Source organism: Wenyingzhuangia sp. IMCC45467 (assembly GCF_054111205.1).
Window position 1 is genome coordinate 1,113,792 of the sequence record NZ_CM134196.1, and the last position, 25,048, is coordinate 1,138,839.

Below are 25,048 nucleotides of genomic sequence, written 5' to 3' on the forward strand. Positions count from 1 at the left end.
TAAACAGAAGTCTCTTATATGGAGTTATAAAGTTGCAGTATATATAATTACTTGTATTCATGTCTTTTTATTATGCATTTAATACAAAACACCTCTTTAAAGTGTATTTAAAAGAGATGATGGATTATTTTCTTCATTAATCTGTACTATAATACACAGGTTAAATGAATTTCCTCAGTTAATTTGCTAATCACAATATTTATAATTTTTTAACTAAAAACTCACTAAATATGAAAAACAAAACAATCTGTTTTACTGATTTAACAAAAAAAATGCTTTTTAAAAGAATTGTACCTATGCTTATGAGTATTAAAAAGTTCAATTAAATGTTTAACGTAAAAGTAAAATCTAATTAAAAGTAATTAAACACACAAGGAATGAAAATAAAACATAATATAAAACACTTCTTACTTCTATTAGGAGTGTTGTTAACTTTGCCCATTTATGCGCAAAAAAATTTAAAGATTTCTGGGATCGTTACAGATCAACAAGGAATGCCTTTACCAGGTGCAACGGTATTGGTACAAAACACTTCCGTAGGAACAATTACTGATTTTGATGGTAAATACGAATTCTCTATTCCTGAAACAGCTAAAACATTAGAATTCATTTTTACAGGAATGAAAAATCAACTTGTTAAAATGAAAGAAGGTCAACTGGTTGTTAATGTATCAATGAAACCTGATACTGAATCTTTAGATGAAGTTGTAATTGTAGCATTTGGACAACAAAAAAAAACAGATATGATTGGGTCTGTATCTACTATTAACACTAAAGATTTACAAAAGTTTTCTACCAGTAACCTTACAACTGCATTAGCAGGTCAAGCAGCTGGTGTTATTGCTTATCAAAGAGGTGGTGAGCCAGGGGACGATAATGCAGAGTTTTTTATTAGAGGAGTTACTACTTTTGGTTCTCAGGCTAACAGAAGTCCTTTAATTTTAATTGATGGGATTGAATTAACTACTACCGATTTAGCTAGATTACAAAAGGATAATATAGAAAGTTTTTCTATATTAAAAGATGCTACTGCTACTTCTTTATATGGTGCTCGTGGAGCAAACGGTGTTATTTTAGTGCAAACCAAACAAGGGGTAGAAGGTCCTGCTAAAATATCATTAAGAATTGAAAATTCTACATCAGCACCTACAAGAAATATCAAATTTTCGGATCCAGTAACATTTATGCAGATGTACAACCAAGCTGTAATAGCAAGAGATCCTTTAGGAGAGCAAGCAAACACACCTTATTCTCAACAAAAAATTGACAATACCATATTAGGAACTAATAAATATGTATATCCAAGTACCGATTGGCAAAGTATGTTGTTTAAAGATCATACAACCAACAGACGTGTTAACTTAAATGTAAGCGGTGGAGGAAAAGTTGCAAGATACTATGTATCTGGCTCTTACAATAATGACAATGGTATTTTAAAAACTCAAGAAGTTAATAATTTTAATAACAATATTAAGCTTAAAACCTACTCATTAAGATCTAATGTAAATGTGGACATATCTCCCTCTACAGAATTAGTAGTTAGATTAAATGGGGTGTTTGATGATTATACAGGGCCACTTAATGGAGGTGCTGAAGTTTATAACATGGTAGTTAGGTCTAACCCTGTTTTGTTTCCCGCTTATTACCCAATTGATGAAGATCATAAGTTTGTAAATCATGTCTTGTTTGGAAATTCTGACCAAGGACAATTCTTAAACCCTTATGCACAGTTGGTAAGAGGTTATAAAGATTACAGTAGATCTAAAATGTTAGCTCAATTTGAAGTGAATCAAGATCTATCAGATATAATAGAAGGTTTAAACTGGAGCACAATGGTTAACACTACTCGTAGTTCTTATTTTGATGTATCTAGATCATATTCTCCATTTTATTATGAGCCTAGCGGTTATAATTTTCAAGACAATAGTTTTAGTTTATTTCAGTTAAACCCCGATACAGGTTCAGAGACTTTAGGAAACCCTCAAGGAGGTGAAAAAACAATAAACTCTACTTTCTTTATACAAAGTAGATTAATGTATGATCACAAAATAGGAGAAAAAAATAAAATAGGTGCTTTATTAGTTTTTCGTATGCAAGAAGATTTAAATAGTGATTTTACAAGTTTACAAACCTCATTACCTTCAAGAAACATGGGGTTATCAGGTAGAACAACTTATACTTATGACAATCGTTATTTTGCAGAATTTAACTTCGGATATAATGGATCTGAAAGATTTCACGAATCTAAAAGATATGGTTTTTTTCCATCTGCTGGACTTGCATGGACTATTTCAAACGAAAAATTTTGGGAGCCTTTAAAGGAGGTTATAAATAATTTCAGAATTAGAGGGTCTTATGGATTAGTAGGAAATGATGGTATTGGATCTGCTACTGATCGTTTCTTTTATTTATCTGAGGTGAGTCTAAACAATAGCGGAAGAGGAGCAACATTTGGTAGAGATGGAGGGTACTTTAAAAACGGTGTAAGCATAAGTAGATATGCTAACCCAGACATTACTTGGGAAATTGCTTACAAAACAAACGTAGCTTTAGAGTTAAGCATATGGAAAAAATTAAATGTAAATGTAGACTTCTTTAGAGAAAGACGTACAAATATTTTGATGTCTAGAGAAGCGATTCCTAACACCATGGGATTACAAACAACTATCAAAGCTAATTTAGGAGAAGCTTCTGGTCAAGGGGTTGATTTATCTGCGGACTTTACACATAGCTGGATGAATGGAGCCTGGTTATCTGCACGCGCTAATTTTACTTATGCAACTAATAAGTATGAAGTATTTGAAGAACCTGATTACAATGAACCTTGGCGTTCTCGAATAGGTCAATCTCTACAACAAACTTATGGTTACATAGCAGAACGTTTGTTTATTGATGATGCAGAGGCTCAAAACTCTCCTACACAGGCATTTGGTGGAAGTGCAGTAGGTGGTGGAGATATTAAGTATTCTGATGTTAATGGTGATGGGGAAATTACAACAGCAGATATGGTACCAATAGGAAACCCTACATTACCTGAAATTGTCTATGGTTTTGGATTCTCTTTTGGATATAAAAATTTAGATGTTTCTGCTTTCTTTCAAGGATTGGCTAATGAGTCGTTTTGGATCAATCCAACAAACATTACTCCTTTTGCAACTTCTTCTGGTGGTGGTGAAAACCAAGTTTTACAAGTTATAGCAGATAGTTATTGGTCTGAGAGTAACAAAGATGTTTATGCATTTTGGCCAAAATTAGATACAGGAGTAAACCCTAATAACACTCAAACAAGTACTTGGTGGATGCGTGATGGTTCTTTCCTAAGGTTAAAGCAACTTGAAATAGGATACAACTTATCAGATTTATTTAAAGATAAATATAAAGTATCAAGATGTAGGCTATACATCAATGGATCAAACTTATTAACATTTAGCAAGTTTAAAAAATGGGATGTTGAAATGGGAGGTAATGGATTAGGTTATCCTGTGCAACGTACAATTAACTTAGGAGTAAATATCGGTTTTAATTAACATAATAAAATTTGATTAAACACTTTAAAAAACACAAAAAATGAGACGAAATAAAATATTAAGCTTAATAGGTGGTTTAGCACTTTCTTTATTGAGTTCATGTGATAGTTATCTAGATGTGGTACCTGATAACTTAGCAACTATAGAAGATGCTTTTAGCATGCGTACAAATGCAGAAAAATATCTTTTTACTTGTTATTCATACATGCCTAGACATGCTGATGTCCAAACAAACATAGGACTTTTAGGTGGGGATGAAATATGGGCCTATACTCGACCAGAATCTGGTGGTAACTTTAACTTTAATCATCAGGTATTTGAAATAGCTAGAGGTTTACAAACTAAATTAGATCCGGTGGGTAATTATATTTGGGATAGTATGTATAGAGCTATAAGGGATTGTAATATTTTCTTAGAAAACATTGAAATGGTACCTGATATGGATGAGTTAGAAAAAAGACAATGGATTTCCGAGGTTAAATTTTTAAAAGCATATTATTACTTCTATTTAATTAAACATTATGGACCAGTGCCTTTAATTGCCGATAATTTACCTATTGACGCTTCTATCGAAGAAGTTCGTGTTTCTCGTAATCCAGTTAATGAATGTTTTGAATATGTAATTAATTTATTAGATGACTCGGTTAAAAATCTACCGATTCAAATAACAGATCCTCTAAGTAACTTAGGTAGAATTACTCAAACAATTGCTTTGTCGTTAAAAGCAAAAATATTGGTCTATTATGCAAGTCCGTTATATAATGGCAATAATGATTTTACAGGTTTAGTTAATGAAGATGGAACACCGTTACTTCCATCTGTATATGATGATCAAAGATGGGTAAGAGCTGCTGCTGCTTGTAAAACTGCTATTGATGTTTGTGAAGCTCAAGGTTTTCAATTAAATATTTATCAAAATGCTGTAAGACCACTTTCTCAAGATATATTAACAGAATTAAGTATCAGAAATGCTTTTACTGAAAAATGGAATACTGAAGTAATTTGGGCTAATACTCAAAGTAATGCAACCGATATTCAACGATTTGCATCAGCATTTGTTAATGAATTAAATACTGATAATACAGAAATCAGGCATGAGCTAGGTGTTCCTATAAAAATTGCAGAAAGTTTTTATACAGAAAACGGAGTTCCAATAGAAGAAGATAATTCATGGGATTATAATGCTAGGTTTGAAACTAAGGTAGCTACAGCAACTGACTATCCACATATTCAGATAAATTACGAAACAACTAATCTCCATTTTAATAGAGAAGTAAGATATTATGCAAATGTTGGTTTTGACGGTGGTATTTGGTATGGACAAGGTAAATATGATGAAGGAGATTTGTTTTATATAAGAACAAAATTAAAGCAACCTAATAATGGTGGTTCAACAGGTAATTATATTAAAAAGTATGTTCATTTTGAAAATGTTCAGACTCCTCCAAAAGGTTATTCTGTTAACGCGTATCCTTGGCCAATTATCCGTTTGGCTGATTTATATTTGTTATATGCTGAAGCATTAAATGAAGTAGAAGGTCCTTCTGCACCAGATGTGAAATTATATTTAGATAAAGTAAGAGAACGTGCAGGTTTAGAGGGTGTAGATGTTTCTTGGGCAACATATTCTACCAATCCTAATAAACCACAAAGTAAAGATGGATTAAGAGAAATTATTCAACAAGAAAGACAAATTGAGTTGGCCTTTGAAGGGCAAAGATATTATGATATTCGTAGATGGAAAACTGCTCCTATAGTAATGAATAATAATATAACGGGATGGGATGAACTTAAAGAATTTTCAGAATTTTATAGTAAGCCTAGGGTTATAGCTACTCAGACTTTTGGTATTAAAGATTACTTTTTACCTATAAAAGATAGTTATATACTTCGTAATAAAAATTTAGTACAAAATTTAGGATGGTAACTAAGAAACAATAATATAAACATGAAAAATATTTTAAAATACATAATAGCTTTAATGCTATTTACAACAATATCATGTCAAGAAGAAGGACGTGAAGATTATATAGAAAGCTCAGGAGGTTATCCTGAACAAATTTCTAATATTCAAATTACTCCTACAGCTGGTGGAGGTATTGTTAAATACGACATTCCAAATGATAAGAATTTTCTATATGCTAAAGCCGTTTACGAAGCTCCTAAAGGAGTTATACGTGAAGCTAAATCATCTAAATATGAAAATGTTTTAGTACTAGAAGGTTATGGTGACACCGAAGAACATACTGTAAAGTTTTACAGTGTTAGTAAAAATGATAAAAGCTCAGAGCCTAAAGAGGTGAACTTTACTCCATTGAGAGCTGCTATCTTTGAAATTGCAGAAAACATAGAAATTAATTCAGCTTTTGGAGGTGTTCAAATTAATTATGAAAACCTAACTGAATCAAACATTATAATTGAAGCATTAGTAGATACCATAGGTACGGGAGAAGAATTTTTACCTTTAAATAAAGACAATAAATTGTATACTAGAACACTTAATGGAAGATGGGTCATTAGAGGTTTAGAATCAGTACCAACTAATTTTGGTTTTACAATTAGAGATCCTTTTGGAAATAAAACTGAGTTAATAAAGAAAACATTAACCCCTTTATTTGAAATTGAAGTACCTAAAAATAATTTTGCTGATTTAAGATTACCTGGTGATGCAACACCTTTACGTGCTACAAACCCTATTACTCAACTTTGGGATGGTGTATATGATAATTATGCTAATTTTTATGCTACCGATCAATCTGTACTTCCAATGCCTAAATGGATTTCTTTAGACTTTGGAGGAAAATATGTATTGAGTCGATTAAAAATGTGGCAGCGAAACAGAGATGAATACACTGGTGGTAGAATTCCAACAGACTGGGAAGTTTATGGTTCAAACGCACCTAACCCTGATGGATCTTTTGATAGTAGTTGGGTTTTATTACAAAAATTTGGCCCTCCAGAAAAACCTTCAGGCTTACCATTTGGAGAAAGAACTAATGAAGATGTTGAGTTTGCCAGAAAAGGATTTGATTATGAGTTTGATGCCGTATCAGGAGGTTACCGTTATTACAGGTTTAAATGGTACGAGGTACAAGATTTTAAAGCCATGGTACTAATAGGAGAAATCTCTTTTTGGGGGCAAGAGGTACAATAATTTTAAATAAATAATAAAAATGAAATATATATATAAATATCTAATTGTAACGTTTTTGTGTATAAGTGTTTTTTCATGTCAAGATCAGACTGAAATTTATAATGAATTTGCAAAAGAACACGTTGGTAAAATTTATCCAGGTAAAGTAATTGATCCTATTGCTCATTCAGGAAAAAATAGAGTAAAAATTCAAGTTACTACACCAGGAGATCCGTCTGTAAAGAATATTAAAGTTTTTTGGAATTTTTATAAAGATTCCATAACTCTAATATCCTCAGGAATAAACACTAATATGGAAACAATTATTGATTTACCTGAAAGTTCATATTCTTTTATTATTAAAACTTATGATGAAAACGGTAATGTTTCTGTGCCTACTGAAATATTTGGTACCTCTTATGGAGATGATTATCAAAATCGTATTTCTAATAGAGAGGTTATAAATAAAACAGACGATAGTATGGGAAACTTAACCCTAGAATTTACTCAGTCTGATATTTCTAATGGAGCAGTAGAAACATTAATTACTTATGTGAATTTATCTGACGAAGAAAGTACTATAGTATTAGATGCTAGCTTAGATACTATTGAAATAACTGATTATAAACTAGGTGGACAGTATTATACTGTATATAAACCAGATGCAACATCTATAGATACTTTTATTACAGGGACTAAAAGTATATAGCTTTGTAAACTATTATTAAACTAGTATGTATTAAACGTTATGATTTTATTATCATAACGTTTTTTATTTTTAATTATGTTATTAATAACATTATCTACAACAGCAGTAAATTAACTGTATTTGCATTTTTTTAAAATTTACTACAAAACAATATTAAGTTTAAAAAAAATATAAATTACTTTTACAACCCATACGTCAAAAAATTAGCTGATTTATTCTTAGAGTTTGAAGATTATTTTATTGTAGATAGCATGCTTCTTGAGGTTTGTAAACTCTCCAAAGTCTAAAGAAGTAAAAATGTTATTCTAATTTTAAAAAAGCAATAATAAGGGGTTTTACATATACGGTTTGCTGTATGAGTGGAGTAACTTTTGGTTTTGATATCTCAAAAACTTCTATTCATGATATTCATTACCTACACAATCTTAAATCACAACAATCAGATCTCTTCAGAAAATTATAAAAATTATAGAAATTTAATTTTCTCAATTTTGTGATCAATTTATGATTAGGAGAAATTATGCCAAATTCTTTGCTGGTTTAAGAATTAGAGTCTTTAGTAAAATAATAGCTTCGACTAAAATTCAATACATCATTATATTTCAATAACAGAAATATAAATAAACTAAAGATTAATATTGTATAAATGCACAACGGATTTTACAAGTAATTCTTAATAATATATATTATCTTTTAAAAATATTATTTGTTTTTTAACTGATATTCTTTAGGTGAATTTCCAAAATATTTTTTGAACATTTTAGCAAAATAACGACTGTCGTTAAAACCACAAATAACACTAATTTCGGAAATAGGATAATTGGTTTCTTTTAATAGAACTGATGCTTTTTTCATCTGAATTGTACTAATGAATTGATTAGGAGTATCTCCTGTAATATCTTTCATTTTATTAAAGAAGTTAGTTCTACTTATGCCTAATTCTGAAATAATTGAATTAATTGAAAAATTAGCTTCACCAATACTCCTCTCAACAATTTGTTTTACTTGTTCTATAAATAATTGATCTTCATCAGAATTGGTAATAATACTTGTAGATAATTCTGGGTTTTTACTAAAACTTTGTATTATTTTATTTCTCTGTGTGATGAGTCCTTCAATTTTTAACTTTAAATATTTAAAGTTAAAAGGCTTGGTAATAAAATCATCAATACCCACTTTAACTCCTTCTATTTTTTGATGTTCGGATGAATTAGCCGTTAACAAAATCATAGGAATATGACAAGTGTTAAAATTATCCCTCAGGGTTTTAATGGTTTCAATTCCATCCATTACAGGCATCATCAAATCACAAACAATAATATCTGGAAGCTCTTTAATAGCAATTCTAACTCCTATTTTACCATTTTCTGCTGAAAATACATTAAAATAACTTTGAAATTTTTCACAAAGATAATTCCTCATTTCATCATTGTCTTCAATAATTAAAATAGAATATGTTTTTTTCTTCTCATTTTCATCTATATCATAGTGGTTTAACACCCCTGAACTTTCTATATTCGGTTCATATAAGTTGTTTTCATTAACAATTATATTGTTAACCTCAATATTTTCATCATCATAATATTTTTGACTGATTGGTAAGGTAATAGTAAAAGTTGTTCCTGTTTCTAAATCACTACTAACTTCAATATTTCCTTTGTGGCAACTAACAAGTTCTTTTACATAAAATAATCCTATACCAGAGCTGTTTTCACTTTTCCCAAAACGTTCAAATAGGTTTTGTAAATCATTTTCAGAGATTCCCTTTCCTTCATCTTTTATTTCAATTTGTATAAATTGATTATTATTGACTAGTATTAAATTGATGTATATAGATTTTCCCGAAGGAGTAAATTTAATGGCGTTAGAAAGTAGGTTATATAATATTTTTTTTAGGATGTTTACATCTATATAACCATTGATATCTTCCTCTTCACTTTTATATGATAGGTTTATTTCATCTTTATTAGCTAAGGGTAAAAATTGGGAATAAATATTATGGATAAAAAAGACAATGTTGGTGTTTATTAAATTAAGTTTCATTTTTTCTTCTCTAATTTTTCTAAAATCAAGAATTTGTTCTACTAGATTTAATAAATAAGTGCTGCTTTTTTGAATTTTTTTGGCATTAGATTGAATTTTTTGAGAAGTTAAACTATCATCTAAAACATCTTGTATATAACAAGATATTAAAGTTAAGGGGGTTTTAAATTCATGTGAAATATTGGTATAATAGATTAGTTTTTTATCATTTAGTTTTTTAGCAAAATTAATTTCATTCTTAGTATTTATTTGCTTTTTATATAGATATAAAAAAATACCAAATAATACACTAAAAAACAAAATCATTAAAAAATATCCTAAATATGATTTTATAAAAGGAGGCTTAATATTAATTTTAAACTCAAGTATTTCTGGCAGTTCTATACCGTCGCTATTGGTTGCTTTAAGCAAGAAAGAATAATTCCCGTGGGGTAAATTTCTATACATAGCAGTACTAGTGGTTAATGGTGTACTCCATGTTTTATCGTAATTTTCTAATTTATATGAATATTGTATTTTCTCGGGGTTCTTATAGTCCAAAACAGAAAAATCAAGCTGTATAGTGTTTTGGGTATACGTTAGATTTATTTCTTTTTCATATTCAATATTCTTAGAAATTACATCAGAATTCCTTGGAAATTGTTCAATTCCGTTGATGTATAGTTTTGATAAAACTAATGGATATGAAGTAGTATCTTTTATAATATTCTTAGGGTTAAATGTTATAAACCCATTGTGATGTCCAAATAAAATATCACCATTTTTTAAAGTAGACACCGAGCCTTCTGTAAAATAATTTCCATTTTTTACATCATCAAAAAAACGTTCTATTTTGCCTGTTTTTGGATAATATTTATCTATTCCATTATTGGTACTAATCCAAATATTTTGTTCTATATCTTCTTGAACTCCATATATTATATTAGAAGACAATCCTTCTTTAGTTGTAATTGTTTTCCATTTAAAATCCTTGTTTTTAATATTATAATTTTCTAATATATTTAACCCACCTCCCATAGTAGACACATAAATAGTACTGTCTTTTGCCTGAAATATATGGTCTACAGTATTGTTACTTAAAGAATGTGGATTACTTTCTATATTTTTTATAGGAATTGAACGTCTGTTTTTAGAGTTTAATTGTTCAGCAGGCAAAAAATTAATACCCCCAGAACTACCAATCCATAGATTATTATTATTATCTAATAACAAACTTCTTAAATAGTTATTGGTTAATTTAAACTCATTTTTTGTACCTAACCAATAGGTTGTTTTTTTTATTTCTTTAAAAGGATCACTTAATAAAAAAGTTAAACCGTAATAATGAGATGCTATCCAGTAATTATTATTTATATCTTGAACAATGTCATATGCATTGTTTAACATTTTATGGTTTTTAATATCAAAAGTAAAAACGTCTATGTCTTTAGGAGATGTATTTACTATGTTTTTTAATACATATAAACCTCTTCCTTTTGTACCCACCCATAGATTATCGTCTCGATCTAAAAAAAGTTTATAAACATTGATGTTATGTAATTTTAATTGATTTTTTTTTGATAAATCATCCGGTAATACATACAATAATTCATAATTTTTATAACAAAAAATTTTCCCTCCTTTGCTGCCAACGTATAATATTCCATTTTTATCTTGAACACTACTACGTATTTCATTTATATATATATTGGTGTTTACGTTGGTAGGTAGATGCCAAGTAAATTTATTTTTAGAAATGTTAATTTTATTAATCCCACCATACATAGTTCCAATCCACAAATTTTTAGAAGCATCTTCAAACATAGACAATATTGTGTTCGATGAAATAGTATTGCTTTTTTCAGGATTCGAAGTATAATTTATAAACCTATCTAAAGTTCCATTGTATTCAAACAAACCTCCTCCATTAGTTCCTACCCATATTTTTTGATTGCTATCTTCTAAAAGAATTAGTTTATCACTAATTCCCAAATAAGATCTGTTTTGAGAGTTTAGATTGTAGTGAGTGATCTTTTTAGTAACTATATTGTATTTTAATATTCCATCTTGTTGTTTAGATAACCACAAGTTTTCACCTGAGTCTTTATAGAGTTTATATACATCATTTAAATGTTCGTTTCTTAGAATAGTTATTTGCTCATATGACATGTTAAATTCTAAAACATAATTATTGGTGATTATATGGAGTAAATCATCATTTGTTTGACTAATACATAAAACAGTTCTTTTATCTATCACTTTATTTAAAAGATCAAAAGGAATTATTTTATTAGTACCCAGCATGTGTTTAAACACACCGCTTGTTTTTGTTCCAAACCAAATGACATTATGAAATTTTTTATAACTTACAAATTCAGTGTTTTTTTGATAGTTAGTAATTCTATTTCCTACTATTTTAGAAAGTCCACTTTTAGTTCCAATCCATATGTTTTTTGAATCATCTTCAAAAATAAAATTAATTAGATTGCCATCAATTCCATTTTCAGTATTGTAAATTTTACAATTTATAGAGTTTTTTTCATTAACAATTCTAGCACATCCCTTTTTCCCCCAAACCCATAAATCCCCATTAGAAAATAATTTCATTTTCTGGATGGAAATCCGATCTTTAATAATCTGTTTATTTATATCTAAAATCTTATTGGTTAAAGGATCTATCCTTTGTAAATTATTATTATCTGATAAACACCAAATAAAACCTTTTTCATCTTCAATAATTTCTATAACACGACTACTTTTAAAACTTGTAGTATCTCCAGCAATAGAATTATAATTTATAAAGTTTTTTCCATCATATCTGCTAAGACCATTAAAGGTACCAAACCATAAATACCCTTTATTATCTTGAATAATACCTCTCACAGAGTTATTTAACAAACCATTCTCTAAATTAAGTTTTTCAATTTTTTTGTTTTGAGAAAAAATAGTGATGTATGAGAATATAAAAAGAAAAAAAAAGAAATTCTTCATGTAAAGGTTTGATGATGATTAAAATAAAACTAGAGATTGTTAAAAAAAGCGAATAAAAACAAAGCATTATCAATTTATAGTAAATATCTAAAAGGCTTTATAAAATTACATCCTGTACAATCCTGTTTATACAGTATATGTAATTATAATAACTTAAATTATTAGTTTTTTTTTTATGATTTATTTATAAATAAAGACTTTTTGTACTCTTTTCCTCAGAAATTTGTACTAAAATCCACTTCCTTCCTACTTGTTAGTTATAGTTTTACACCGTTATTAACAATTAAAATAATTTATATTATGAAAAAACAAATTACTCTTTTATTATTATTAGTTACAGGTGTAACTATGAATGCTCAAACAACATACACACAAGATTCTGGAAGTACAGGGTTAGCTATTATGCCTGCTGAAAGCTACACAAGTAATACACCTGGAGGAACAAGTGGTTCTCATGCTGCAACACCTGTTACAGATTGGGATTTATCTACAACACATGCAGATTATTTAGGGGCTGGATTTATGAAAGGGGATAATGACGGAGTTTATAACTCAAGTAATCCAATTGACAATGGTCCAGTATTAACTTACAACGTTAATTTTGTAAAGACAGGAGTACATTATATATGGGTAAGAATGTATGCTGTTGATGATCAAAATGATTCTTTTTGGTTATACTATAACAATACAAAAATAGGAAATAACATTGCAATGTCTACATATGGTGCGTGGACTTGGAAAAAACACAGTGCTACTTTTGAAGTTGCTGAAGCTGGAGCTAACGATATTAAAATTGTTATTAGAGAAAGACAAGTAGCAGTTGATCATATAATTGTAACTTCTGACGATGCTTTTGACCCTACTATTGACACTTCATGGAATACTTCTTTATCTTTAAGTGATGATGTTTTATTAGACAATGTTATTTCATTAAGCCCGAACTCTACTAATAATGTAACTAAATTAAACATTGGGGGGGGTAACGAAAGTACAACTATTTCATTGTATAATATAAATGGTCAAAAACTTTTTTCTAATACATTAATTGCAGGAAACAACAGTATTATCCCTATTGACTTAATTAACTTTGTAAAAGGAGTTTATATTTTAAAGGTTCAAAAAGGAACTGTTAGCAAAGCATTTAAAATTGCTAAACAATAATTAGTTTTTAAAGCACTTATGTTCTTAGTAATATAAGTGCTTTTTTATGTTTATTTCTGTACAAGATTAAACAATAACATTTTAAATAAAATTCGATATTGCTTTTAAAAAATTATTATGGTATCATTAAACAAATTAAACTTTAGTTCAATTTCTAACGTTCCTAAATACAAACAAGTTGCAAACTATTTTATAAGTAATATTTTAAAAGGAACAATTAAAAAAGGAGAACAATTACCTTCGGTTTCATGTCTTAGTAAAGAGTTTAATGTTTCAAGAGATACTATAGAAAAAGCATATAGAGTTCTGAAAGAAAAGGAACTTATTTATACTATTTCGGGTAAAGGCACTTTTGTTAAAAACCAAGAAGTTAGAAAAAAAGTAGAAACTTTTTTTTCTTTCCATAAAAATGAAGCCATCGACATGAATTTATTCAATTTATTTATCAACGAAATTGAAAATAGATATTATACCAATTTGGAAATTTCCAATCACGATACTCATGTCTCTATTAACCTAGTAGAGAAAATTTAGTAATTAGTTAGTCTGTTAAAAGTACTTAAATAACGTGTACTTTATAAACCTCTGGATTTACATTCAGGGGTTTTTTATATATAGTTAGAAAAATATCTTTATATTATTTCCAAAAGTAAACAATTTTGTTTACTAGCTGAGGAATTTGTATATTTGCATTAAACAAAATAGTTTATGTTGCCTCAATTAGCTAAAATAAAAGGAATTCACCCTGGACTTATATTAAAACGCGAATTAGAGCGTAACAATATCAAAAGTTCCTTATTGGCTATGGAAATTAAGGAGCATAAACAAACCATTAGTGCTATTGTAAACAAAAAAAGAGGAATCAACCCAGAGTTGTCCATCAAACTAGCCAACTATTTTCACACAGAAGCAGATTATTTTATGCTATTGCAAGCAAGTTATGATGTAAATAAAAAATTAGAAACACTTTCCAAAACTACTCCTAATTTAAACAACTTTAGAAAGGTTTTGTTTTGGGATACTTCTTTTGATAAAATAGACTGGGATAAAAACAAAACAGCCATTATTAAAAGAGTTTTAGAAAGAGGGAACGAACAAGAAAAAGAAGAAATCAAAAGCTTTTACGGTAAATCCATAGTAGATACAATTAATAACACCATAAAAAAGTCTCCAAGCTTTACACGTTCATTTAACAAAAAAAGAAAACAAAGAATTGAATAAGCATGAATATGTTGTTACACCTAAATACGGTTTCTCAACTTCTTTGTGAATCTCTAAATACCTTAATGAATATAGAAGAATCAATACCTTTCGTTTGGTAGGTGGGACATCATTAAGCTTGCAATATGGTCATAGAGAATCGATAGATATAGATTTGTTTACAGATGAACCTTATGGAAGTATTGATTTTAAAAAATTAGAAACCATATTACAAAAAACTTTTGCTTATGTAGATACTACATCGGTGGGAGAAGTGGTATTTGGAAGATCCTATTTTGTAGGAACAAGTCCAGACAATGCACTAAAACTAGATATCTATTATACAGAACCTTTTGTGTTTCTCATGCTAGAAATAGAGAATATTCGTTTAGCAACTACTGAGGAAATAGCAGCTATGAAATTTGAAGTAATAGCCAACGGTGGTAGAAAAAAAGATTTTTGGGATGTTCACGAACTACTTAACACTTTTACCCTTGATGAAATGTTGTCATTTTATGAAAAAAGGAACCCGTATGTTTCTACAAGACGAGAACTCTTAAAAGCTTGTATAGACTTTTCATACGCAGAAGATGATCTAACCCCCAATTGTTATAAAAACAAAATTTGGGAATTGATAAAATTAGACATAGAAGAAAAAGTTTTAGAACTAACATAAACATCTTATTTACCAAGTAAATTCTAACGGTAAAGGTAAAGCGGTGTTCCTCCTTCAATCGTCAGCAAACAACCCCGCCAAACCCATAACACACTTTTTTTGAGCTTTCCTATCGATTCTAAAGTTTAAAAAAAGAGTGTTATGTCCTAAAGGTTGCCCCATCCGTACCCTGAGCCCAGCCGAAGGGCAAGTTTGTCACGGTTGTTGCGTTCCTCAATCAGTCCTCACGGCAATTCCTTTGTCTGCTTTTGTCACTTCACTTCATTCACACTCATGGCTTCGGTTCATTGCGTTCAGCCACAACACATCCAACCATTGCCATAATTTTAGCTCGCCTTGCAGGTCGCTACGGGCTACGGGTTCTTGATTGTGTTGCCTCCGCCTTTTGCCAACCACATCATCCAACACACAGGCTCTAGCAATTAAATCGGCACCCTTGTGTATTGTTCCGTTTCTCTCTAGGTTTTTGTTTGAAAAAATACAAAAACCTGCCGTTCAACTCCACACATAGCTGCAAACCACATTCGTTCCTCATGCTTTTCTTTGCAACACCCGTTGCTCCACTCGCAAGGCGGCTCGCTAGCGCTTGGTCTGTGTCCGCAAACCGTTCCACTATTTGCACACTCAGCCCACCGTTTGGCTCAAGGCTGTTTTACCTCATTTCAGTCCATCGATACATTTTATAAAAAAGAAAACATTTAGTTTATCATCATAAGAAATTTTACAATTCCAATTTGCCATGTGCTTGTGGGCATTGGAAGCTTTTAAGAAATAATAAAGTTTACAAAACAATCCTCTCAGAACCACACAGCAAGAGCTTATCCATTCCACTGCGTTACACTCCCAAGCACTTGCTTTATACCTTTTTTTGAAGAGAGATATTACTTAAATAAAAAAGCATGCAAATTTCGTTGCTTTCCTTCCTCCAACGCTCAATGCTATCAAGTTCAAGCCCTACGGGTTTTGATAAAAACTTTGATAAGTATTTCAAAAAATAATGTATTCTTTCTCCAAACTTTTTGTCAAAAATCTTGACAGCATCCGCCACAGCAACAATGTTATAGGCATCTTTTTTCTCCAAAAAAATATTGTGGCGAAGCGTAGCGAAGCAATTTAAATTGGATAGCTATGCACTGTTTTGAAATCAAGACCCACCGAGTAGGGATGACCTACGACCAACCACACTTTTTTATTTTAAACAAAGGATTGAACAGCGGTAAACCGCTGTACAAACCTTGTCCAAACTGTTTTGTGGTAATCACTACCACCGAAGAGGATAAAAACACTTTATTCCACTTATCAATGATGCTTCAAATTGGTCGTTTTTATGCTTACTATTTAAAAGGAAGTGTCATTCCTTTCATCACTATAAAAGACTGTTCAAACACTTTAAAAAACGGATTGAATTCAATAGTTGAGGTTGAAAAACACATTCATAATGTTGCTATTATTCAAAAAGAATTAGAATGTTTAAGAACTACGGTTCTGAAAATGGAAAAGCTAAAAAAAGCTTATATACAATCTTGCTTTAACCAAAAGAAACAAAAAATAAGTGCATAAAAAAAACTCCTGGTCATATGAGCAGGAGTTTATAAAATGAAGTACAGGATAAAATCCTTTTACTTTTTACCTTATACCAACAACTGAAATTTACTTCAAAAAAATCTTACGTAAAATGAGAGATACGAAGAAACTCACCACAGCACCAATGATCGCCATGATAATGGTGAAGTAAACATCGTGTAGTTTTATATTCGCTATGGTTGTGAACAATGTTCCTCCAAATACGGTTGATTTTAATTGAAGATTTCCCATAGCTTTTTAGTTTTTGTCTGAAACCACAGCTTGACTGACCGCAGTAGCAACCGTTCCGGCTACTGCTACATATCCAGCTACACTAATAATCACAGCAGGCAGAGCAATTGGAGCGGTCAAAATGGCTCCACTTGCAGCTGCTAATGCTAGACCAATGTTTCTTAATTTTCTAAAAAATGAAGGTGTCGGTTGTTTTAATCGTTCTTGAATATTCATAAGTTCTAAGATTTAATAATGAGTTTAACGGTTTCATTTCTGTCAAAAGCTTGATAACATTTAGAAACCAATTTGTTTAATAAATTTCTGGAAGAAGTACCTTTTCCAATACCTGATAAACAGGTTACAGGAGCGATACAGCCTTTAAGTTCTTTCAAAGCATCATTGGCAGGATGAATTAAAATAAGTGTCCTGTTTTCAACTTTTTCCAAAATCAAATGATGACCAAATTTTTGAGAATACCTTGGTTTTAATACATAGACTCCTTCTGGAATACAAGAAACATTTCTTTTGTTTTCTAACCAGGGTAACTCGATACAGAATCCAAAAAAAGAATCATGGATAAAGAGAGCACCGTTGGTACTCTCTTTAAAATAAGTTCTATGTAAATAGATATCCATATCCTTACACTTTATCAGCTATTTTAATAGCTAAAGCATTGTAAGAACCATTTTTTAACGAATACATTTCACCATTTACTTCTTGATAGAATTCAACACCTAAGACCTGAACAATGGGAAGAACAGAGTTTGCAGGAGCTGAAGCAGTCAAATCAATAATGGCAGTATCATTACCATCGTATGGTAAAATAGCGGTTTCATCATTGTCAAAAGCGAAAGATTCATTCTCAAAATCTAATTCCGCAACCCCAGTCACAATTTTAAAGTGAGTCGTTCCAGAAGGACCTGCAATGTGAGTTGTTGGTTTAAAAGCAGGAATGTTTACGGTGGCTTCTCCTGTAGCTCTATCCAAAGCATTGTTGAAAGTAGCAAATAAAGTTGCTCCTAATTTCCCATTGATGTTGAATTCAAAGTTTGCCAACAAACCAAAAGTTCCATCTTGAATGGTTCTTTCCCCACGAACATGTGTAGTATCTGTTTTAACCACTTTTAAAATAGTCGTTGTTAATCTACTAGAAACACGTTTGTCTTTAGCATTTTGCAAAAGAATACGAATGGCATTTCTAAGTAATTTACCACCTTTACCAGCGGTTCCAAATTCAGAACCATTTTCACGAGTTCTTTGAAAGGCAGGATCGTTTTTAATACGTTCTGCATCCACACCCCCTTTTTCACGAGCCAAATGCCCGTCAGTTGTTTTGTAAAAAGAAATACCACCGATAGTTCCTTTTAATTTGATAATACCTGTTTGTTTTGCCATAATAATATGATTTAAAGATTTATAGCAAAAGAATTAGTATCTTATATAGAAATCAAAAACAGGGTGTTATATAGGCCATTAAAAGCCTTTCTTTCCGAAATGGTGTATATTTACCCCTAGGATAAAGTATAGTTAAAGTATTAAATCATGAAAATTACCAGAGCATGTATATATCCAAAAGATGTTCAGTGTATAACAGGAAGAAGTGAACGTTATGGTAGAAGGCTATTAAAAGAGATTAGAGCACATTTTGATAAGCAACCACACCAATTTATTACCTCTGAAGAATTCGCTGAATACAGTGGAATAAATATCGAAATCATTAATGATTATTTGAAGCAAGTGTCATAAAATTTAATACTATTTATATTGATTTATAGAGTGTTAAATCGTAAATTTGTAGAAAGAACGATAGTTAAATAATACTAAAATTATTTAAACTTTAGGTTCACAAATCGGTTCACAAAAATAATTTATAAGTATTTATATTACTGTTTATAAGGCATAGCGGGATTAGTTCGAGTCCCGTCCAGACCGCTTCTTATGAAGAGAATCATTAAGATTCAACGAAAGCCCCACTAAAATGGGGCTTTTTTATTTCCCACTTCCTGCAAAAACATCCCATTTCACCCTATTGCAAGTGTGCTAATCGGAGGACTAAAACAGGATCATGTCTAATAGTTGTGTTTAGGCAAAAATATGAGACAGTTGTTTAATCTAGTAGCTTTTGATAAGAATTGTTTGGATAAAAGGTGGCCTCAGTTTAATGTTTAATAAAAAACGATACATCTAATAATTGATGTATCGTTTAATCTAATTAAAAATATTAAGAGGGTATCTTATTTTATTATTTTAGAAAAATAAGTTTTCTTAGAATCAGTGTCAGTCACTTTAAGAATATAAATACCATTTGCATAGTTGCTAAAGTTTATTTTTTTAGATGTAGTTGTTACAATTGCTCTACCACTTAAATCGTATACATCAGCTTCAACTTTCCCTGTATAATTGATGTTTAAATCGTTCACAACAGGATTTGGGTAGACAGATATTTCATCAGAATTGTAAATGTTGTTTGATGATAAAGTAACACCTGTATCAACCAAACTCTTCAAGGTGTTTTCAGTTAGTAATTTAACATTATTGTTGTTTCCCGTTCCAGGAGCATACCAATCATACACACCAGACCCATACCAAACAATAGTTCCGTGTCCTCCTGTTCTTGGATTGAACTGAGCTCCTTGGATTTCGTTTCCATCACAATTGTCTAATAATATTTCTGCATTTAAAGTACTTTCAAATTCAGTCCTACGATCAGCAATTGTTCCACCAATATCATCATAAATTCTTCCAAAATCTAAATTATATTGGCATGCACGGTTTTTCTTTTCAGTGTCTGCTGATAAAAACTCAATAGATTGTGTAGAAAAAGAACAGGTAGCTGTAGCTGTTGTGATACCTGAAATATAAGAACTAGAAGAATTACCACTCCAATTGGCACCCCAAGCACCTGCAGTATTTGCAGCATTAACTGTAACATCTCCAAAAGTTTGGTTTGGTCTATATTCCCATGGATTAGTTAAACCATCAAAAGCTCCAATAACCTCTAAAGCTTTTCCTGCATAGTTTCCTAAAAAGATATTTCCTCCAGCTTCATAAAAAGAACGAATACTACTAATAAAAGCATCTTCTAAAGCAATACATGCAGCATCACCACCATTCCATTCAAAACCAGTTTCTTTAATTACACAGTGTCTTGTAACACCATCTCCTTCAGTAGTTCCCCTAGGCCATTCATTTAAACGTTCAGGATAAGTTGCACCATCACTTTGTATCCAAATAGCATCATAACTACTGATGTCAGCACCTTCAGCTACATCTTGAAATGAAAAATATGTTCCACTAATATCTGCTTGAGACGGAATAAAAACATCCATAAACCATACAGCGGCAGCTCTATCGTCATCATAAGTGAATCCATCAGCAGCTGCAGGAATATTATCATTATAAGTAGGAGCTTGTCCTAAAAAAGCGATGCTCTTAGATTGTGCTTTCAAATTGTAGCATTGTAATAAAAAAGAGACAGCAATTAATTTTAAAGTAATTGTTTTCATTTTAGAATAATTTAAAGTTTATTAATAATAGTTTGTGTTATGTTCTAAATTATTGACAAATAAATGATGATTGATTTGTGTTTGTTTCAAACTAATAAGGATTTGATAAGTAGTTCAAAGAGATGTAAAGACTCCTTGTTTTATATAGATTTCAATGGTGACTTAAATCGAATTTTATTTTTTTAATTATGATTATGTAACTAGTACTTATGATATAGTTACAGTATGTTTTATATGTTGGTACTAAGAGTAAATGGTTACATAATTAAGGGAGCAATAAAAAGATTACAAATGACAGATTTAATAAAGTAGCATATGAAATATATTATTTTAAAACGCAGAAAAAGTTCTAATGATTAGGTGCTTAAACATAAAAAAAGCATCTAAGTTTATTTTTAGATGCCTTTTAATATTAAAACTTAACAATTGTTTTATTGTTTTTGAGGGTTTAAAAAGTGATAAATATCTTCTTCTTTAATCTCTGGGTTGGCACCTTCGTGCCCTGCTACAATAGAACCTACTGCACAAGCAAAATCAATTGCTTTTTGTGGATTTCCATTGCTTAGTAATTGTGCAATTAACGAAGCTAAAAAAGAATCACCAGCTCCAACAGTATCAACAACGGTTATTAAAAAACCAGCATTATAATACAAAATACCTTTCCACAATAATACTGCTCCATGTTTCCCTTTTGTAACACAAATAGAATCAGTATTTGTGTATTGAGAAATGAAGTGAATATTTTCTTTAATAGATTTTGAGGTTGAACCTAGTTCTGCAGAAATTTCTAACAATTCTTCATCATTAAACTTAATAAAATCAGCATGACTCATTAAGTTTTTTAAAGTATCTATTTTGTAATGTGGAGCTCTTAAGTTTACATCAAATACTTTATAAGATTTATTGTTTTCTAGCAAACTGTATAAGGTTGTTCTGGAAACTTCATCACGACAAGCCAAGCTTCCATACAAGAAAACATCAGAAGAGGAAACAATATTTTTTAGACTTTGGTTAATTTCTATTTTATCCCATGCTGATGGATGCTCAATAGTATAGGTAGCAGAACCACTCTCACTAAGTTCTACTGTAACAACTCCGGTATCATAGTTGTTTTTTATAATAATTCCCGAAGTGTTTATTCCATGATTATTAATATAGTCGACAAGAGTACTTCCATCCTTATCATTACCCACAGCACTAATCATAGTTACAGGAAAACCAAAAGATTTAATTCTTAAGGCTAAATTTAAAGGAGCTCCACCAATTTTTTTAGCAGTTTTAAAAACATCAAACAATACTTCGCCGTAGCTAACAAATTTTAGGTCTTTATTATGAAACATATTAATAAGGATTTTTTAAGGTTAAGTTTGAGAATACAGTTTGATTGTTTTCACTAAAAAAACTCCACTTTTTTCCTGTAACATCATATAATCTATTGCTAAATGCAACCTCATCGTTAATATAAAGCACACAAATATCTTCATTTGTGGTAATGCTGACTTTGTATTCAGTATTAGCAGTAAAATTAAAAGGGACATGGTTTAGATATAAATCATTTCCATCGTTAACATTGTAAGCTGCTACTCTGTTAAAACCAGGTTCAAAAGCAATTTTAAAAGCAGTATTACTTTCTGTTTCATGATTTAATAATACTCCAAAATCTCCATTAGATTGCATCTCAATTTTAAAATCAATATGATTTGATTTTTTTAAGCTATTAAAAGTAACAAGTGCATTATTAGAAGTTCCATCTAAAGTAAAAGTATTGTTGTTTTGTGTAACAGTACCAATTGTATTTTCTACAGTTAATGTTGCATTGTTTGTGTAAACAGGAGCAATGCTTTCAGGTTGTTTAACACCTAAAGTACCATCGTTATTCTGAATAATTTCATGAGTAACAATATTCCCCCCCCATTCTTTATTTCCTGTATTGTTTTCTGGTGACTTTCTAGCAGTCCAACCAAATAAGTAACGTTTGTTTCCGTCAGAAGCAGTTTTGGCAGCATATAAATAGCTTCCATCAAAACGATCTAAAGCAGGAGTTGTCCATGGTCCGTTAGGAGAATTTGCTATTCTATAATGTGTACCTGTATGATTACTCCAGTTTTCTGAAAAGATTAAATACCAATAGGCTCCCATTTTAAAAATATCTGCACATTCTAGCATTAAATAGTTTTCTTGTGGAGTGGTGGTGTAAATAGGTTTTTGTACTGTCCAATTATTTGTTGCAGGATCATCAGAAGTAAATAATAAAACGACAGCTTTTCTAGCTGGGGCTGTTTGTGTAGACATCAACATCCAATACTTTCCATCTTCTTCATTATAGAATACATGCGGGTCTCTAAAGTCAAAATCAAGATAACCAGCAGGAGCAGTTATCTTAAAATCGTCAATTTTAGTCCAATTTTCTAAATCTGTACTCGTAGCACACAAAACACTTTCTCTAGGGTTGTTTTGAACAAAAGGAGTGTTTCCATTATGACCTGTATAGTAAAAATAATAGGTCTCTCCAACTTTAACCACAGAACCTGTACCTACTCCAAAATCAGGTTCATCAGAAGCTCCATAAGGAATCATTCTACCTTTGTAATTAAATTCTGTAAAATCAGTAGTTTCAAAGTTATGTATATCATGAAACCCTTTACCAGCAGGTTTTGTTTTGGCATCGTGTAAAAAGAATAAATTAAATTTACCATCGTTGTAATAAGGCATAATATCTCCTACATAACCAGAGGTGTAATAAGGATCTGTTTCTCCTAACCATTGTTCTGGTGGTAGTGGATATACGTTTGTTTGAGTCCCTGAATCTACAGGGACTTGAGTAAATGTGTCATCATCATTTGAGCAAGCCAAAATGGTAAACACGGATAGGTATATAAATATTTTATTAGTTAAGTTCATCTTCTTTAAATTTTAATTATCTGCTAAATAGTTTAGACTATTTGCTGTTAAAAGTTTGATATTATCAATAAAACCATTGGCTTGACTTGGTGTTCCACTGCTGTCATCTTCGTTATACCAATCATAAGCACCCATAGAAATAACAACTGTTTTGATATCTGAAGCACCTCCAGGGAATTCAGCAATGGTTACACGACCGTTTAATCCATCATCCCATGCTTCACTAGCTAGATTATTTCCTCCAGTTTGATCTCTCCAACCAGCACCATCGTTATAACCTCCCCACTCTGGTAAAAACCACCATGCAGTATGGTTTAATCTAAATGTTCCTGCTTCTAATAAATTGGCTTTTCCTGTAGCAAAAGTGTCTAGCCCCAAAAAGATAGGATGATCTTCATGACTTACAAATGACATTCCCCATGAATTACCATCTACAAACCCATTTGGCGGAAAATCTCCAAAAACATTATTAGGCCCTTTACCTGAAGGAACAATATTCAATGCTTCTACATATTGAGAGGCAAATGTGGTTAATAATAAGTTACCTCCATTAGTTTGATATGTTTTTAATGCATTTGTAACACTGGCATCTAAAGCAATAGTTGGTAAACTAGTAGCTTCATCATAATGCCACCAAATAACATCAATACCTTCTAAAGAAGCTCCGTTTTTAATATCTGTAAAAGAAATGTACTGAGCTCCTGCGTAGTTGGCAAACAACCAGTCTGATGCAGCAATTTCATCTAAATTTGAGATTGCTTGTTTAGAAGCCGATGTTCCTAAAAAGGCAATAACAGGTCCACTAAGAGGAGTCGTAATATTTACTGTATATTCTTCTGTTAATCCTGTTGAAATTACATTGAATTTTACTGGGCTAGAAAAATCAATAGTGCTACCAGAGGTAATACTAGCAGTCACTCCTTCAGATAATTCAAGGGTAGGTTGCAATGCTGTAAGATCAGTGCCTTCAGGCATGGTAAGCGCAATAACTTTTGAATTATGATTGATACTTGCAGAAAGTTCTCCAATTTTAAAACTTGTAATGGGTTTTTGAGTACTAACGTTAACCGCATATTTTTTAAAGATATTTCCACCATAAACATTATAAGTTACAGTATTACTAAAATCAATACTAGTCCCTAGTTCAGGGATAATAGTAGTTCCGTTTGGAATAGAAATTTCGGGTACAATAGCTGTAATATCTGTTCCATAAGGTAGCGTAGCTGTTATCTTACTTTCCTGATTATTGATTTCTGCACTGATATTATTTACAGTAAACGAATTGATGTTTACAGAAACATTGGTCACAAAAGCAGATTCATCAAAGTTATCTTCACAAGCTGATAAAAGACTCGCTAAAAATAGAAGGACACATGTCAGCAATCCTATTTGTTTATTTATTATTTTTTTCATTGTTTAGCTTTT

The 25,048-nt window shown here is 30.8% G+C and carries 19 protein-coding genes; 10 read left to right on the forward strand and 9 right to left on the reverse strand.

Translation table 11 applies throughout. From position 1 onward, the window contains the following. The first annotated feature begins 377 nt into the window (after positions 1 to 377). The 4 genes from ACXGQT_RS04690 to ACXGQT_RS04705 are packed head-to-tail and all read left to right on the forward strand — an operon-like array spanning position 378 to position 7,369. Positions 378 to 3,527, forward strand: a complete 3,150-nt coding sequence (locus tag ACXGQT_RS04690; protein ID WP_457830243.1) for a SusC/RagA family TonB-linked outer membrane protein — start codon at positions 378 to 380, stop codon at positions 3,525 to 3,527. 40 nt (positions 3,528 to 3,567) lie between these two features. After that, positions 3,568 to 5,454: a RagB/SusD family nutrient uptake outer membrane protein gene (locus tag ACXGQT_RS04695; RefSeq protein WP_457830244.1), complete on the forward strand. Its 1,887-nt coding sequence runs from the start codon at positions 3,568 to 3,570 to the stop codon at positions 5,452 to 5,454. A gap of 21 nt (positions 5,455 to 5,475) precedes the next feature. Continuing rightward, positions 5,476 to 6,681: a DUF5000 domain-containing lipoprotein gene (locus tag ACXGQT_RS04700; RefSeq protein WP_457830245.1), complete on the forward strand. Its 1,206-nt coding sequence runs from the start codon at positions 5,476 to 5,478 to the stop codon at positions 6,679 to 6,681. Positions 6,682 to 6,700: 19 nt separating this feature from the next. Then, entirely contained in the window at positions 6,701 to 7,369 is a 669-nt protein-coding gene (locus tag ACXGQT_RS04705; protein WP_457830246.1) for a DUF4998 domain-containing protein, read from the forward strand. 702 nt (positions 7,370 to 8,071) lie between these two features. On the opposite strand, the gene ACXGQT_RS04710 is transcribed toward ACXGQT_RS04705, so the two are convergent. Beyond that, positions 8,072 to 12,382, reverse strand: coding sequence for a two-component regulator propeller domain-containing protein (locus tag ACXGQT_RS04710; protein WP_457830247.1), 4,311 nt, complete (start codon positions 12,380 to 12,382; stop codon positions 8,072 to 8,074). Positions 12,383 to 12,682: 300 nt separating this feature from the next. Between ACXGQT_RS04710 and ACXGQT_RS04715 the strand changes: the two genes are divergently transcribed. The 4 genes from ACXGQT_RS04715 to ACXGQT_RS04730 all read left to right on the forward strand — a co-directional run bounded on the left by ACXGQT_RS04715 (position 12,683) and on the right by ACXGQT_RS04730 (position 15,419). Beyond that, positions 12,683 to 13,543, forward strand: a complete 861-nt coding sequence (locus tag ACXGQT_RS04715) for a T9SS type A sorting domain-containing protein (RefSeq protein WP_457830248.1) — start codon at positions 12,683 to 12,685, stop codon at positions 13,541 to 13,543. 117 nt (positions 13,544 to 13,660) lie between these two features. Continuing rightward, positions 13,661 to 14,077: a GntR family transcriptional regulator gene (locus ACXGQT_RS04720; RefSeq protein ID WP_457830249.1), complete on the forward strand. Its 417-nt coding sequence runs from the start codon at positions 13,661 to 13,663 to the stop codon at positions 14,075 to 14,077. Positions 14,078 to 14,251: 174 nt separating this feature from the next. Continuing rightward, positions 14,252 to 14,764, forward strand: coding sequence for a HigA family addiction module antitoxin (locus ACXGQT_RS04725; protein WP_457830250.1), 513 nt, complete (start codon positions 14,252 to 14,254; stop codon positions 14,762 to 14,764). 94 nt (positions 14,765 to 14,858) lie between these two features. Continuing rightward, complete coding sequence (locus ACXGQT_RS04730; protein ID WP_457830251.1) at positions 14,859 to 15,419, forward strand: nucleotidyl transferase AbiEii/AbiGii toxin family protein; 561 nt, start codon at positions 14,859 to 14,861, stop codon at positions 15,417 to 15,419. Positions 15,420 to 16,275: 856 nt separating this feature from the next. Here the strand turns inward: ACXGQT_RS04730 and ACXGQT_RS04735 are convergent. After that, positions 16,276 to 16,500, reverse strand: coding sequence for a hypothetical protein (locus ACXGQT_RS04735; RefSeq protein WP_457830252.1), 225 nt, complete (start codon positions 16,498 to 16,500; stop codon positions 16,276 to 16,278). Between the two features lie 47 nt (positions 16,501 to 16,547). Between ACXGQT_RS04735 and ACXGQT_RS04740 the strand changes: the two genes are divergently transcribed. Further along, on the forward strand, positions 16,548 to 16,979 hold the full coding sequence (locus ACXGQT_RS04740; RefSeq protein ID WP_457830253.1) for a DUF6943 family protein: 432 nt from the start codon (positions 16,548 to 16,550) through the stop codon (positions 16,977 to 16,979). 261 nt (positions 16,980 to 17,240) lie between these two features. Here ACXGQT_RS04740 and ACXGQT_RS04745 read toward each other — a convergent pair whose 3' ends face one another. Genes ACXGQT_RS04745 through ACXGQT_RS04755 form a run of 3 tightly spaced genes read right to left on the reverse strand, consistent with a single transcriptional unit; the run spans position 17,241 to position 18,611 of the window. Further along, entirely contained in the window at positions 17,241 to 17,450 is a 210-nt protein-coding gene (locus ACXGQT_RS04745) for a hypothetical protein (protein WP_457830254.1), read from the reverse strand. Between the two features lie 5 nt (positions 17,451 to 17,455). Beyond that, a complete protein-coding gene (locus ACXGQT_RS04750; protein WP_457830255.1) occupies positions 17,456 to 17,851 on the reverse strand; it encodes a DUF5675 family protein in 396 nt (131 codons plus the stop codon). Positions 17,852 to 17,855: 4 nt separating this feature from the next. Continuing rightward, complete coding sequence (locus ACXGQT_RS04755) at positions 17,856 to 18,611, reverse strand: hypothetical protein (RefSeq protein ID WP_457830256.1); 756 nt, start codon at positions 18,609 to 18,611, stop codon at positions 17,856 to 17,858. Positions 18,612 to 18,758: 147 nt separating this feature from the next. Here ACXGQT_RS04755 and ACXGQT_RS04760 point away from each other — a divergent pair, with 147 nt between their 5' ends. After that, complete coding sequence (locus ACXGQT_RS04760; protein ID WP_457830257.1) at positions 18,759 to 18,962, forward strand: hypothetical protein; 204 nt, start codon at positions 18,759 to 18,761, stop codon at positions 18,960 to 18,962. A gap of 488 nt (positions 18,963 to 19,450) precedes the next feature. On the opposite strand, the gene ACXGQT_RS04765 is transcribed toward ACXGQT_RS04760, so the two are convergent. The 4 genes from ACXGQT_RS04765 to ACXGQT_RS04780 form a co-directional block, all read right to left on the reverse strand. Beyond that, complete coding sequence (locus tag ACXGQT_RS04765) at positions 19,451 to 20,722, reverse strand: DUF4960 domain-containing protein (protein ID WP_457830258.1); 1,272 nt, start codon at positions 20,720 to 20,722, stop codon at positions 19,451 to 19,453. Between the two features lie 431 nt (positions 20,723 to 21,153). Further along, positions 21,154 to 22,062 (reverse strand): carbohydrate kinase family protein, encoded by a 909-nt coding sequence (locus ACXGQT_RS04770; protein ID WP_457830259.1) that lies wholly within the window; start codon positions 22,060 to 22,062, stop codon positions 21,154 to 21,156. 1 nt (position 22,063) lies between these two features. Beyond that, on the reverse strand, positions 22,064 to 23,623 hold the full coding sequence (locus ACXGQT_RS04775; RefSeq protein WP_457830260.1) for a glycoside hydrolase domain-containing protein: 1,560 nt from the start codon (positions 23,621 to 23,623) through the stop codon (positions 22,064 to 22,066). Between the two features lie 12 nt (positions 23,624 to 23,635). Continuing rightward, the gene (locus tag ACXGQT_RS04780) at positions 23,636 to 25,036 is read right to left on the reverse strand and encodes a DUF4960 domain-containing protein (protein ID WP_457830261.1); all 1,401 of its coding nucleotides are present in this window, start codon (positions 25,034 to 25,036) and stop codon (positions 23,636 to 23,638) included. Between the last annotated feature and the right edge of the window lie 12 nt (positions 25,037 to 25,048).

Excerpts from the sequence above, each read along its gene's own strand:
- ACXGQT_RS04760 (WP_457830257.1), top strand. The coding sequence starts at position 18,759 with ATGAAAATTACCAGAGCATGTATATATCCAAAAGATGTTCAGTGTATA.
- ACXGQT_RS04690 (WP_457830243.1), top strand. The coding sequence starts at position 378 with ATGAAAATAAAACATAATATAAAACACTTCTTACTTCTATTAGGAGTG.
- ACXGQT_RS04720 (WP_457830249.1), top strand. The coding sequence starts at position 13,661 with ATGGTATCATTAAACAAATTAAACTTTAGTTCAATTTCTAACGTTCCT.
- ACXGQT_RS04765 (WP_457830258.1), bottom strand. The coding sequence starts at position 20,722 with ATGAAAACAATTACTTTAAAATTAATTGCTGTCTCTTTTTTATTACAA.
- ACXGQT_RS04745 (WP_457830254.1), bottom strand. The coding sequence starts at position 17,450 with ATGAATATTCAAGAACGATTAAAACAACCGACACCTTCATTTTTTAGA.
- ACXGQT_RS04695 (WP_457830244.1), top strand. The coding sequence starts at position 3,568 with ATGAGACGAAATAAAATATTAAGCTTAATAGGTGGTTTAGCACTTTCT.
- ACXGQT_RS04770 (WP_457830259.1), bottom strand. The coding sequence starts at position 22,062 with ATGTTTCATAATAAAGACCTAAAATTTGTTAGCTACGGCGAAGTATTG.
- ACXGQT_RS04775 (WP_457830260.1), bottom strand. The coding sequence starts at position 23,623 with ATGAACTTAACTAATAAAATATTTATATACCTATCCGTGTTTACCATT.
- ACXGQT_RS04710 (WP_457830247.1), bottom strand. The coding sequence starts at position 12,382 with ATGAAGAATTTCTTTTTTTTTCTTTTTATATTCTCATACATCACTATT.
- ACXGQT_RS04750 (WP_457830255.1), bottom strand. The coding sequence starts at position 17,851 with ATGGATATCTATTTACATAGAACTTATTTTAAAGAGAGTACCAACGGT.
- ACXGQT_RS04780 (WP_457830261.1), bottom strand. The coding sequence starts at position 25,036 with ATGAAAAAAATAATAAATAAACAAATAGGATTGCTGACATGTGTCCTT.
- ACXGQT_RS04755 (WP_457830256.1), bottom strand. The coding sequence starts at position 18,611 with ATGGCAAAACAAACAGGTATTATCAAATTAAAAGGAACTATCGGTGGT.
- ACXGQT_RS04740 (WP_457830253.1), top strand. The coding sequence starts at position 16,548 with ATGCACTGTTTTGAAATCAAGACCCACCGAGTAGGGATGACCTACGAC.
- ACXGQT_RS04705 (WP_457830246.1), top strand. The coding sequence starts at position 6,701 with ATGAAATATATATATAAATATCTAATTGTAACGTTTTTGTGTATAAGT.
- ACXGQT_RS04725 (WP_457830250.1), top strand. The coding sequence starts at position 14,252 with ATGTTGCCTCAATTAGCTAAAATAAAAGGAATTCACCCTGGACTTATA.
- ACXGQT_RS04715 (WP_457830248.1), top strand. The coding sequence starts at position 12,683 with ATGAAAAAACAAATTACTCTTTTATTATTATTAGTTACAGGTGTAACT.
- ACXGQT_RS04700 (WP_457830245.1), top strand. The coding sequence starts at position 5,476 with ATGAAAAATATTTTAAAATACATAATAGCTTTAATGCTATTTACAACA.